This is a genomic window from Arthrobacter sp. efr-133-TYG-118 (assembly GCF_030209755.1).
Lineage (GTDB): Bacteria > Actinomycetota > Actinomycetes > Actinomycetales > Micrococcaceae > Arthrobacter.
This window is the reverse complement of the sequence record NZ_JARVRH010000004.1, coordinates 85,787-98,918: the sequence shown is the minus strand read 5'-3', so window position 1 is coordinate 98,918 and position 13,132 is coordinate 85,787. Positions and strand designations below refer to the sequence as shown.

Here is a 13,132-nt window from a genome sequence, read left to right as displayed (position 1 = left end):
TTTGCAAATCACTGCTGGGGGTGAAGAGGAAATACAAAAGCAAACGACCCGCTGAACGTCACGTCCGCCAGAGCTGCGAAGGTAGCGTGATCTAAATTGCGAGCAACACCGGAATCTGAAACAGAGCGACACGCGACGGAGCGGCAAGCCCTGGGCGCTGCAGAACGTCGAAAATGGTCGTCGCTGGTCCGGCAGGATCTCCAGAACACGGTTATCGAAGCGCTCGGCGACCCGTCGTTGTACGGAGTGGTTGTGGTTGGCGCTCCGGGCGTCGGCAAGGCGACTTTTGCCCGTTCAGTAGAGGCCCGGCTCACTCCAAGGACCCACGTACTGCACCTCCACGGCTCCACGGACGTCACTACTCCGTTTGGGGCGCTGGCCCATCTGGTCGCCAGGTTGCCCGCCGACGCCGCAAATTCTCCTGGCGCGATCATCTACGGCATCTCGCACTTGATAAATTCGGACGCCGCGGGACGCGAAGTGCTCTTGGTCCTGTCGGAACTTCCCGCTTTGGACAGCATGAGCACGGCCCTTTTAGTGCACTTGTTAATCAGTGGGACAGCAAAAGTCCTCGTCACTGTCCGCCAAGCCACAGACATGCCGGAAGACCTGGTCAGGCTATTGAAAGACGGCCTCCTGGAGGAGGTTCAACTTCAGGTTTTTTCCCGCGCGGAAGTTGCCAAATTGCTCAACGGCGTCCTTGGAAAACGAGTGACCGCTACGGCTGCAAGCGCTTTGCACGCGTCCAGCGGTGGAAATCCCCTGGTACTCCAAGCCATCGTCACTGAACAGCTCCGCTCAGGCAACCTGCATCTGGCCGGGCAGGTTTGGGCAATGAAGGGCGAAATCCACCTTTCTTCCGCGGAAGTCCTGACCGACCTGGTCCGCTCCCGACTGGCCCGGGAGAGCCCTGCAGTCCAGGAAGCGCTGGAGCTACTTGCACTCATTCGAACGGCCCCACTCGCCGTGTTGTTGGACGTCCTGGAACCTGAAGTGGTTGCGGAGATGGAGTGGTCCGGATACCTCCGCATCGAACCGTCAGGCGCCCGCCGGGTGGCGCTGCGCGACGAGTACATGGGTGAGGTCATTCGGGGCTGGATGGACCTGCCACGGCGGAATGAACTGCGGCGGCTCGCCGCCGGGGTGATCGGCAGCATTACCTGGGACCTGGATGCCGAGGCACTCCTGGGCTTTGCCTCTTCGACGCTGAACGTCCGCGAAACCCTTGAACCCGGAGTGGCCCTGGCGGCTGCGACGGCAGCGAACAGGCAATTCGATCCTTGGTTCGCCTTGGAATGCGCCCGGCAGATCGGGCGCGAGGACAAGGAATGGGTGGCTGCCGCCCAGCAACGCTGCGTTTCCCACGTCATTCTGGCCGAGCACGAGGCTGCGGTGGCAGCTTTGAAGGATGTGACGCCCGAGCAGCTTCGGCGCCTCCCGGCGTATGACTATACGGACTATGTCCAGGAGCTCTGCAGTGCGCTGTTGTGGATTCCGGGTGGGCACCTCCAGATTCCCGGCCTGATCGCCGAGGCCGGGGAGGATCTTTCCCGCCGGTCGCAAGAAATCGGAGCAGATGCCACGGAAATTGAACGGGCATGCGGGATGCTCAGGCTCGCGAGTTTCGAGCTCCAGGTCCATCAGGGCGAGTATGCCGAAGTTGCAGAGGCCTTGGAACAGGAGTACCGGGATGGCAATGATCTTCAACAAAGGTTGAGTTGCGGGAGCCTGCTGACCATGGCCTGGGCAGTACTTGGAAGGGAAATGGAGGCCATCGAGCTCGCGCGCGAGTTGAAGCACAAGATACAGCGCGCAAAGGCGCGGCCGCGCTTGCACAACTGGTTGTCCGAAGGCTTGTTTGCCGCACTCCTTTGCAGCGGACAGTGGGAAGAACTGGCCCGGATGCTGACAGCGACCCTCGATCAGCAACCAAAGAACATCCACTACCTTGGCGGTGCAGCCGAACTTGCCCTGGGCGTTTCCTACACCTATGCCGGACGGGCTTCAGTGGCCATCGACACCCTGCTGGGGGCCCAGGCGCAGCTGGAGATCAGGCGCAACTACTACGGACCAGCGTTAGCCTACTCCGCGCTCGCTTTTGCCTACGCCCAAGCCGGTGACGTGAAGGAATCCCGGACTTTTCTCGAATTGGCTGAGAAGGGACAAGGGGAAACTGCGTGGTTTCCCGCCTGGATGGCCGAATTCTGCGTCAAGATGGCAAGGCGTTGGCTCAAGGATCCCGGGGCGAAGCAGAGTCTCATCGAGTCGGCCAACCGGGATTTGGCGAAGGGACGGATCACCACGGCATCCATCAGCCTTTTCGGCGCGACCGTCCACGGCACCGAGGAGGAGCTGTTGCTCCTGGAGCAGGTCTCATCCCGTCGTCAGGGCAAGATGGCCGCAGTGAACCGGATGGTGGCGGAGGGAACCCGCAAGAAGGACCCGAAGACGCTGCTTCTTGCCGCTTCGGTCGCCCAGGAACTGAAGTTGGATGCGGTGGAGTCGCGCTGTGCTGTCCTGGCCTTGGATATCGCCCGGGAAGCCGGCGATTCCGGGTCCGCCAGGCTTGCCCAGCAACGGCTGGACCGCTTGGTCGGTACCGTGCCGGTGCTGCCCTTGACACCGCACACTTTTGGACCCGAACTGACGGAAAGGGAGCGTCAGGTTGCAAAGATGGCCAGTCAAGGGTTGAGTAACAAAGAGGTAGCCAACCAGTTGCAAGTTTCCGTGCGCACAGTCGAAGGCCACCTCTACCAAATCTTTACGAAAATGGGAATCTCATCGAGGAGCGAGCTTGAAGGAACCGCGCAGTCATGACAACGCTGCGGTGGTGCGCGGTCATGTCGGAGAAAGCGGTACAAGGCCGCCTGAACCGTGGCTCGATTATGGGCACTTGCTTCCTGGAATTGCAGCCGCCATCCGGACCGATGATTGTTCGGCCGTCTTCATCGTGGGCGATTCCGGACTCGGCGCGTCATCTCTCCTGGCCCAGCTGGGCAGCGTCTTTGGCGGCGAACTTGCGGTAGTCCCCATTCACGGAAGTCCGTCACTGACTGCTGTCCCGTATGGGGTGCTGGCACCTTTTCTCTCCCATCTCTCACTTGCTGACATATCCTCCCGGGTCGCGGTGCTTCGCTCACTCTGGGATCACCTCGAGGCCATCCGCGTGGGTACCGGACCAGCTTTGCTGCTCGTCGATGACGCCCATTACCTGGACGATGCCACGTGCGCGATGCTGACGGAGCTTGTCCAGGCAGGATGGGCCAAAATCGTGGCCGCCTGCGTTCCACGGCCGGGAGTTCCCGGGCCGCTCTTGCGCTTGTGGCACGAGGGAACTGCCGAGTGGTTTGACCTGGAGCCATTGACTGCTGAGCAAGGCCACGAACTGTGCGAGGCATTGCTCGGGGGAATCGTCCTGAACAGCACGAGCCATGGGTTCTGGACCGAGGCGGGGGGCAACACCCTTCTTCTGAAGACCCTTGTCCGCGAAGCCGAGAGCTCGGGTACTCTCGTCCAGAGACACGGCGTTTGGCTCAAGACGGCCGCAACACCAGTCCACACGGTGAAGCTGGAAGCCGTTGTCAAACTTCAGCTGATGCGCATTTCGGCCGCGGGCAGGGACGCCTTGAGCTTGATTGCATTGGCAGAACCGGTGGACGAGACGTTGATTAACGTTGTGGCCGGAGAAGCGGCCGTCCAGGAGCTGGTGGACCAGCATTTGATCAAGCCGGCAGGCAATGGGTTGCCAACCCTGCGGCTCGTCAATCCGGTCTACGGAGAGGTGCTCAGAAGCATCGTCCCGGCCGCGCAGAGCCTCCAACTGCATCGGCAGCTGATCTCCCGGATGGATGTATTGGAGGACAACCCGGATTCCTTGTTGCGGATGGTGACGTGGTCACTTGACTGCGGGGCGGACGTACCGGACCGTCTTTTGATCCGCGCCGCGGTCCTCTCGGCGAGCCTACTGCAGAGCGAGACGGCATTGCGCATGGCGGCCGCGGTGCGGGACACGCAATGGCAATCGGTTGCTCAGGCGGTTATGGCCCGGTCATACTTCAATCTCGGCCGCCGGGACGAGGCCGCGGCAGTCTTGGCCCAGGAAACAGTGCATGGCGACGCCGGACCCTCCCACGTAGTATCCGCCAGCCTCCTGCGCGCGGTCACGCGTGCCGCCGTCGGGCAGTCCGCTTCCTTGATCCGGGCAGAGGCCGAGGGGCTCCGCGAATGGGGCGGACAGCAGCCTGGCCTCGAGGGCCAGCGGACGCCGGACGCGAAAGCCGCGGTGCCGCTCGCCGTCACCATGATCGGGTTGCTTGCTGGCTCCGTGGACGGCGACTTCGATGGGATGGGCCCCGAACTGGAGCGCGTGCTTCTTCAGTCGAGAACAGTGGAAGGCTCTTTGGCCCCACTATTCAGGGCCGTGGCGCTGGCCCTGAAGTCAGAAATGCTGTGCGCCCTCGGCCGCGGGCGTCAGGCAAGGCTGTTGGTTCTCGAAGCTGCCGCCCTTGTGCAGCCGCAGGAGAACGATGTCTTCTTCATCCCCGAGTTCATCTCCGCCCGCCTCGTCATTTGCGCATTGGCTGTAGGTGACTGGGTCGACGCACAAAAGCTTCTGGACAGGTACTACGAATCGTCGGGTGTCTCGATGGCATCCTTCGGCGGGGCGGCCTATGTGGTGGCCGGGTACATTGCCATCAGGCAGGGAAAATCCGGCGACGCCTTGCCGTTGCTGACTGCGGGACTCGAAGCTTTGAGGGACAGCGATCCGCAGAATCTCTTCGGACTGTGTGCTGCCATGGCTTTCTATGCCGCAGCCGGCGCAGGGTTGCCTGAAGCCGAACGGTTCCGGGCGGACTACAAGGCCTGGGAACAACACAGCACCCATCTTCTCGCGTCACAGGCAAACAGTTTTTTCGACGCCGCACTAGAACTCCTCAACGCTGACGGCTCCGGCCTGGAGGCGTTGTACCGCAACGCTGACAACGCGGCCAAGGAAAACGCCACCTACCTTGAACTTCATGCCCTGGAGCTTGCACTTGGCCTGGGAGACATCAGCAGGCTGGACCGGTTCTGTGAAACCGCGGCCGCAACGGAGGGCGAATGGGCGCAAGCGCTCGCCGAATACGGGCGGGCACTTAAGTTCGGTGGTGCTGCCCGGTATCTATCCGCAGGAGAGAAGCTGCAGGTGGCCACCGTCTACCATTTAGCCGCGAAGGCCTATGGTCTCGCGCTGGCAGCACCGGATCGCGGCAGCACCAAAGAGCTCAGTGCCGTTGCGCGCGCGGGGCTGGCGCGCTGCAACGAAGAACTGGGCCAGGGCAGCGAGGAAACACAGAACGAGTCCGTGGTTCCAAAGCTGACCAAGAGGGAATGGGACATTGTCAATCTTGCGGTCCAGGGCCTCAGCGACCGGCAGATCGCGGACACGCTGCTTATCTCGGTCCGGACCGTCGAAGGGCACCTGTACCGGTGCTATTCGAAATTGGGGATCACCGGCAGGGACGAACTTGCAGGGGCCGCCGCCGTCGCACAGGGAGCGTCGAGTACAAGCTGAAGCCCGGAATGGCCGCACGGCAGTAGTAGTGCACTCTCGATTCGAACGAGGCCACTGCCAGCGACGAGTACCCGCCCGCCGGGGCAAAGGTACTCACACCCGCATACGAGTATGCGGCAGTATGAAAGTCGAGTACTCACTACTGGTGTGGGCCTGACGGCCAGCTGGTTAATTGGGGGGTGTCACCACTCGATCACTGGGGGTCTCGCTCATGTTGACAGCAGGCAGTGCATCTACGGTCCATGCCGTTCGGTCCGGGACCGGGTCCCGGTACCAGGCATTCGACGGATCTTCGGCTCCGTCTTCGCCTGATGGGACCGAAGGCAAATCGGCAATTTCGACGGCCTGGCCGCCGATTGGACCTAGAGCCGCTGTTGAGGACATCGCGCTAGCGCTAACAGCTTCCAGGGGTGGCGTCCTTGTTACGGGGCCGTCGGGGAGCGGCAAGAGCTACTTGACTACTCGCGCCGTGAACGAACTACGCGGGCGCTCGTTCGTCGTCGTCATCCGCGGAAGCGCAGCGTTGGCGAGATCACCGTACGGCGCCCTCAATATCCTTTTGAGCGATCTTGACCCGGGATACCTGGCCCATCCCGTCCTGGTGTTGTCGGCGCTCACCAATTTGCTCCGTGAGCGCTCCGAGGGAAAGCCGGTGTACCTGGTCATTGAAAACGCGGCCGAGCTTGATGAGTTGGCGGCGATGACAGTGGCCCAGCTCGCGAGGAACGGCACAGCGCAGCTTGTCCTCACCTGCACCGACCCGCAGCGGCTCGGCGGCGAGATTACGCGGCTTTGCGGCGATGGGTTCTTGCACCGCATAGACCTCAAACCACTGACTTTCCAGGAATCGCACGCCTGGCTCGAGGCCGGGCTGGGAGCACAGGTCTCTCCGTCCGGCGCCCATGCCCTGTGGACAGCCAGCGGGGGCAACCCCCACTACCTCAAGATGCTCGCGGCGGAGCTCGCCGAATCGGGTTCGCTCCTGAAAAGCGACGGCGTCTGGGTCCTGACATCCCGGAGCGAACAGCACGGCAGGGCAATCACCGACCTCATCACCACGCGGCTTGGGCGAATGGGCGACGGTGAGCGCAAAGTCCTGGAGGTCCTTTCACTGGCCAGGGCCGTGCCCCTGGAATCCCTGCTGGCACTCGCATCGGCGGACGATGTGGATTCCCTTGAGAAAAGGAGTGTCCTCGTCGTCGACGATTCGCTACCCAGGATGGCTCGGCTCCAAAGCCAGCTTGTGGGTGACGTGGTCCGGGCGAACGTTCCCCCCGGCCGCAGCAACGAACTCCGGGGGCTGCTCCTTAAGTCGATGGATACGGCCCTGGGCCAACGCTCGATGTTGCTATCCATGGCCGCCTGGGCATTGGACTGCGGAGCCAAGCTGGGAAGGGAAGAAGCGCTTGAAGCGGCCGCGACGGCGAACCGGCAACTTGATGCGCGGCTCGCCCTGCGCTTGCTCCGGTCCATTCCAGGCCACTCCACGGTGCCCGGAGCAGTAGCCGAGGAAGCCCGTGCGATGATGACACTCGGTGACGTCGCCGGGGCCAGGGACCTGCTGAATCTTCAGCTGGATGAACCCGGGGATGGCGCCACCCTTGCAGAATGGGTCCGGCTCAAACTGGCCGAGGCCGCGGTCCTTCTGGCCCTTCCCGAAACCACGGCCCAAGCTTGCGAGACCCTGGCACACGTCCGTCGGCGGCTCGAAGACGAAACGATCACGGCCGGCGAAGGGCAGGACATCGCCACCCTGCGGGAGGAGCTTGTCCTTGCCGAATCGCAGGCAGCCAGCTATTCGGGTTCCTACGCTGAGATGGCAGCAAGACTGGAAGAGGTCCTTCAAGACTTTGAATCGCACGGCACCGAGTTCCGCCTCCTTGCCGGAAGCTGGCTGTGCGAGGCATGGGCCCTGACGGGACGGCAATCCGAGGCGGCGGACATGGCGGAACAGCTGACGGCTGACTGCCATGATCCCGCTGTTTCGGTCGCCGCAGCCCGACGCGCCACATCGCGGCTGCGGTTTGCCTTCGTACTTGCCGGACGGTGGGACAGGGAGGGGGAGATGGTCCAACCCGGCGATGACCTCTTGGCCTCAGCGGCCGAGGCACTGCCCACAGCGATCGATCTCCCCAAAGCGATTTTCCGGTGCCTCCAGGGACGGGGCCAGGACGGTTTGGATGCGCTCATTCCGGTGATAAGCCAGTTGCGGGTCCAGGACAACGAAGGCATGCTGGATGTCGCCTGCACGGCTGCGGCCTACGCCTCGGCCTTGCAAGGCGACCATGAGCAGGCCCTGCGCTACCTGAAGGAAGCTTCCACCCAGCTGCGCCGGCCGACGTGGCGGAAGGAGCGGACGAAGAGGTACCTCGCGGCATTGGCCCGGGATAGGGTCAACGGCCCGGAGGCCGCCGTCGAGGAGCTCCTCCGCCTGGCCGACGCCGACCGGAACGAGGGTGCCCCCGGTCACGAGATCTTTTGCCTCAGTTCAGCCGTCCGGCTCGGCGCGGTGGCAGCCGCTCCAAGGCTGTTGGACGCGGCCCTCCGCTGCCAGGGACGATTCGCCGAACTGTGCGTCGCGTACGCACGGGCGACGATGTCCGGAAGCGCGGAGCTTCTCCTTGAGGCAGCACGGTTGGCCGAAGACATGCAGAACGACAGGTTCGCCTTCGATATCGCCGAGACCGTCTTGCACATGGACCAGGTTCAGTTGGACAAGACGGCCCTCAGGAAGGCGCGCCAGCTCGCGGAGACGTGCCGGCAGCGCTTGCGCACCCCGCAAAGCGGAAACCAAGAGGGATTGAAGCTGACGGCCCGCGAGATGGAGATCGCCAGGCTGGCGGCGAACCGGGAGAGCAACAAAGGTATCGCCGCGAAGCTCCATGTTTCAGTACGCACGGTGGAGGGGCACCTCTACCAGATCTTCGGCAAGCTGAAAATCGTGGAACGCTCCGAGCTGAGCTTCGCGCTTGGCAACGTCGAAGGTGGTGCGAAATGACTGAGGTGGTTTCGGCTGATGCGCTCGTAGGACGATTCAACGTGATGGCAGCCGTTGTCGACTGCCTTCTCGATGTCAATGGCCCCGGGGTCCTGCTTTTCGGCGACGCAGGCATCGGCAAGACGGCACTGATTAACGAAGTGGTCCAGGAGCTGGGGCAACGTGTCCGCCCCTTCAGGGTCTTTGCGGGTCCAACCCTGGCCTCGGTACCGTTTGCCGCCTTGGCACCACTGCTGACGGCCTTAACCCCAAGCCAGATCAATGAACCGTTGTCGGTCCTGAGGGCCGTAGTCGCGGCGTTGAACCCGGCGGGCCAGCCGCATCCGGCACCAGCCGTCCTGATCGTCGAGGACGCACACCACATCGATGACAGCAGCGTGGCTGTCCTGGCACAGTTGGCGGCGGCGGAAGCCGCCAAAGTCGTGTTCTTGTGCCGTCCGTATCCCGCGCCGCCAGCAGAGGTTTTCTCGATGTGGTCCGAGGGGCTCGTGGACCGATTCGACTTGCAGCCGCTCAACGAGCAGGAAGTCAACCAACTTTGCGCCCAAGCCTTGGATGCGCCCGTCGTCCAAGGCACCAGCGCCGTCCTCTGCAAGTACTCCGGCGGAAACCCGATGTTCCTGCTGGAACTCATTGAGCACGCCAAGTCCTTGGGCCAGTTGGTCTGCCGCAACGACGCCTGGATGCTTTCGGGCGAGCTTCGGGGCACCAGCGTGCGTTTGATGGACCTTGTCCGGAACCAGATCCTGATGCTGGGCGCCGCACAGCGCGAGACCCTGGAGACCGTGGCACTGGCGGAGCCTGTCCCGCTGAACGTCGTGCAACAGGCCAGCGACTCCAGCGCCGTGGACGAACTGCAGGAGCTGCATTTCATCGAGATCGCGTCCGACCCCGCCCGGCATGTCCGGCTGGCCCAGCCGCTGGTTGGCGAAGTGATCCGCCAGCTGGTCCCGACCGCCCACAGCATGACCATCCGGCGGCGCATCGTGAACCTCATGGAGTCCAAGCCGCAGACCATGGACGGACTGCTGCGGTACGTCTCCTGGGGATTGGAATCGGGCACCGAGGTTCCGGACTCCGACATCCTGGAAGCGGCCCAGCTGGCCAACCGCTTGTTCATCCCCAGCTACGTGGAACGGGTAGCCGGAGCAATCAAGAATCCTTCCCTGAGACTGGCAGCCCAGGTGGAGGTGGCGCGCGCCAAATGGTACCGGGGCGACATCAGGGGTGCTGTGTCCTCGCTTGCCGGGGTCGTGGATCGGACAAATGATCCGCGGACAGTCCGGCAGGCATCGATGTTGGCGGCCCAGCTTGCCGGACGACAAGGCGTCGGGCCGAACGCCATCAAACAGGCAGCGTACGAATGGGAGGCGGCACTCGCCAGGCTCGCCGAATCCCGTCAGGGCATCGGCCCTGATGAGCTGGAACGCGGGAAGCTGGGAAGCAGGCTCCTTTCGCTGGAGGGCCTCCAAACCGAAGGCCACTACATCGAGACGGAGCGGGAACTCCGCCAGATCTGGAAAGAAGCGGACGACGACGAGTCCCGCCTCGTGGCGGGCACCCTCCTCGCAGAGGCCATGGCGGTCACGGGACGGCCGGTTTCCGCCATCCAGATCCTGATGGAGATACAGGAGATGGTCGCCACAAGCGGCGACTGGAGCCTCCAGTACGCAGGAATGGTGATGCGCCGCTACATCCTGGCCTTGCAACAGGCAGGCGAGTTCGGTGTTCTTGAAACGTTCCTCCAGAACCATGTTTCCCAAGCACCGAACTCCCTGATCTATTCAGGCGGGATGCTCCACCTGGCTGCCGGGATGGTGGACCTGCGCCGCGGAGACCTGGGGGTGGCGCTGCCACGGCTCCGCCAGGCAGTCAGCATGCTGCGGGTCTCCGACATGGGAAGCGACCTGCCCGACGCCGTTGCTGCCGCCGCGTACGCGGCGTCGATCCTGAAACGCCGGGACACTGCGATGACGTACTCAAGCGAATACGACGCATTGATCCGGGAAGGCGTGCACCCATCGCTGCTGGCACAAGGTCATGCGGCAGTGGCGCGAGCCGAGCATACCGGAACGCAAACGGCGATCGCGAGACTCATGTCCCTTGCGGATTCCGCGGCCGCGGACGGAGCTATCGGTGCTGAGATCGACATCCTGATGTTGGTCCTGAGACTGGGTGACCCCGGTGTGGCGCGTCGGCTGATAGCAGTGGCCGAGGGCAGCGAAGGCCGCACTGCGGAGTTCGCCTTGAGCGTCGGGCTTGCCCTCGCGCACAAAGACGTGGATCGCCTCATTGAGCTGAGTGATTCGGCATCCAGGGACGGACTGGAGCTTGCCGCCGCCGACTGCGCCAGCCACGCCCTGAGGATCCTGGAAAGCAGGGGGGACAAGGCGCGCCAACTCGAGGGCCAGCGACTCCTCAAGCGCCGCACCGCGGCTCTCGACAAGGCAGGCCCGGCGGTTGAAGGCGGCTCCCCGGATCTCCAGAAACTGACCAGGCGCGAACAGGAAATCGCAACGCTTGTGCAGTCGGGATCGAGCAACAAGGACATTGCGCTCAGCTTGGGCCTGTCATTGCGCACCGTTGAAGGTCACTTGTACCGAATGTTTGCCAAGCTTGGCATCAGCCACCGGGAAGACCTGATGAACGGTGCCCACGGCACGCAGGGCGTGGGCTAGCCGCCCGCGCGACTCATATGCCTCCCGCGATGGGGTGACCGCTTACCGGAAGCCCCCTTCCGCCGTCGTGCTCTCCAATAAAGGGCACGCAAAGGGCCCAAGGCCTAGAAGCGAGTACTGAACCGAGTGGTTAAAAGTGCTCGGACGGGTAGTCAATGGCCTCGGAACGGACCGCGCATCCAAAGACGGGTAGACCCCACTCGCGCCCGCCCTAGGGGTTCGTTAATACGCTTTTCCTGATGGCAACCGCCACTCATTTGGGGATAAGCGGGTCTCGAGATGAAACGCAGGAAGAATTCTTTGCTACAGGAAAACCACCCGGTAATCCGGCGAGAAGTCAACTCCAATGCAACCGGTCTCCCGCAGTCGGCGGGTACCCCCACAATCGAGCCGGCGGCAGGCGGTCATGTGCCCTCTGAGACCAGGGCACGTCCCGTTTCGCCGCCGGCTTTCTTTCACACTGGAGACAACAGGCACCGGGAGGTCGACTGACCATGGCACCGAACACGAAGGTAAAGACCCTCAAGGCAGAGCCCAGCGGGAACGCGCAGTCCTTGCACACGCAGGCACCAGCCTGGCCGGAGGGCGCGGGAACACGGACAGCCACACAGGACCAGGCTTTTACTTTCGACGTGGCCATTGTAGGCATGGGCTATGTCGGCCTGCCGACGGCCCTGGCTATCAACGCATCGGGTCGGCGTGTTCTCGGCCTTGACGTGTCCGACGCCCGCCTGGCCGTGATCCGGGAGCAACGGGCAGATCTTCTGGACTCCGACAGGGAGCGGCTCAGCAACGCGCTGCTGGACCCGACCTTCATGCTGAGCAGCGATTTGTCGTTGCTTGCCCACGCGGCGGCAGTGGTTGTGTGCGTTCCCACCCCCGTAGACGAGTACTTGGTCCCGGACCTCTCGATTCTCCGAGCGGCCTGTGCCTCGGTGGTCGATTTCGCCACCACTGGCCAGTTGCTGATGCTGACCTCCACAACGTACGTCGGATCCACGCGCGACCTTCTGGCATTGCCCTTGGCTGCCAGGGGACTTATTCCAGGCCGTGACGTGTTCGTGGCCTTCTCGCCCGAGCGCATCAACCCCGGCGTGGATTCGTTCTCCCACGAAGACGTTCCCCGGGTAGTTGGCGGAGTGACCCCGGCCTGCGGCGAAGTTGCCGAACGGCTTCTGAGCGCCAGCACCAAGCTGGTTCACGTTGTGCCGTCGGCGGACGTCGCCGAAATGACCAAGCTGGTGGAGAACACCTTCAGGGCCGTCAATATCGCCTTGGCTAACGAATTCGCCGATATCTGCCACGAACTCAACATGGAAGTCATGGACGTCATCGATGCGGCTTCCACCAAGCCGTATGGATTCATGGCGTTCACCCCCGGTCCTGGAGTCGGAGGACACTGCATACCGTGCGACCCCCACTACTTGCTGTGGCAACTGCGCAAGGCCCGCTTGACGGCCCCGGTGATCGAGCAAGCGATGGCCGGGATTGCCGGCAGGCCGCACCAGGTGGTGGAGAAGGCCCGGCGTATCCTGTCGGACCGCAACCACGGGGTTGCCGGTGCCCGCGTCATGGTGCTCGGGGTCGCGTACAAGCCCGACGTGGAAGATCTCCGGGAATCCCCGGCGTTGGAAATCATTGCCGCCTTGATCGCCGACGGGGCGGAAGTGGCATTCTCCGATCCTTGGTGCCAGACGGCTCCCGACGGTCACGGCGGGACACTCCAATCCGAGCAATCGCCCGCTGACTGGGGTGCGGACCTGGTGATCCTGCACACGAGGCACAGCCAGATGGAGCTTGACTGGTTGGCTGGAGCACCGGCAGTCCTGGACACGACGTACCGCTTGCCCAAGGCCGACAACGTAACCCGGCTCTAGATCCACCAGGTTTTCGACGGAAGCA

5 protein-coding genes are annotated in these 13,132 nt (G+C 63.2%); all 5 read left to right on the top strand.

Annotated features, from left to right (window positions below; genetic code table 11):
- The first annotated feature begins 96 nt into the window (after positions 1 to 96).
- The 5 genes from QRN59_RS02960 to QRN59_RS02940 all read left to right on the top strand — a co-directional run bounded on the left by QRN59_RS02960 (position 97) and on the right by QRN59_RS02940 (position 13,107).
- Positions 97 to 2,817 (top strand): helix-turn-helix transcriptional regulator, encoded by a 2,721-nt coding sequence (locus QRN59_RS02960; protein WP_284981020.1) that lies wholly within the window; start codon positions 97 to 99, stop codon positions 2,815 to 2,817.
- Complete coding sequence (locus tag QRN59_RS02955; RefSeq protein WP_284981019.1) at positions 2,795 to 5,554, top strand: LuxR C-terminal-related transcriptional regulator; 2,760 nt, start codon at positions 2,795 to 2,797, stop codon at positions 5,552 to 5,554. The genes QRN59_RS02960 and QRN59_RS02955 overlap by 23 nt, the downstream gene beginning before the upstream one ends.
- A 211-nt stretch (positions 5,555 to 5,765) precedes the next feature.
- Entirely contained in the window at positions 5,766 to 8,552 is a 2,787-nt protein-coding gene (locus QRN59_RS02950; protein WP_350225214.1) for a LuxR C-terminal-related transcriptional regulator, read from the top strand.
- Positions 8,549 to 11,230 (top strand): helix-turn-helix transcriptional regulator, encoded by a 2,682-nt coding sequence (locus QRN59_RS02945; protein ID WP_284981017.1) that lies wholly within the window; start codon positions 8,549 to 8,551, stop codon positions 11,228 to 11,230. Before QRN59_RS02950 ends, QRN59_RS02945 begins: the two co-directional genes overlap by 4 nt.
- A 494-nt stretch (positions 11,231 to 11,724) precedes the next feature.
- A complete protein-coding gene (locus QRN59_RS02940) occupies positions 11,725 to 13,107 on the top strand; it encodes a nucleotide sugar dehydrogenase (RefSeq protein WP_284981016.1) in 1,383 nt (460 codons plus the stop codon).
- Positions 13,108 to 13,132: the final 25 nt, after the last annotated feature.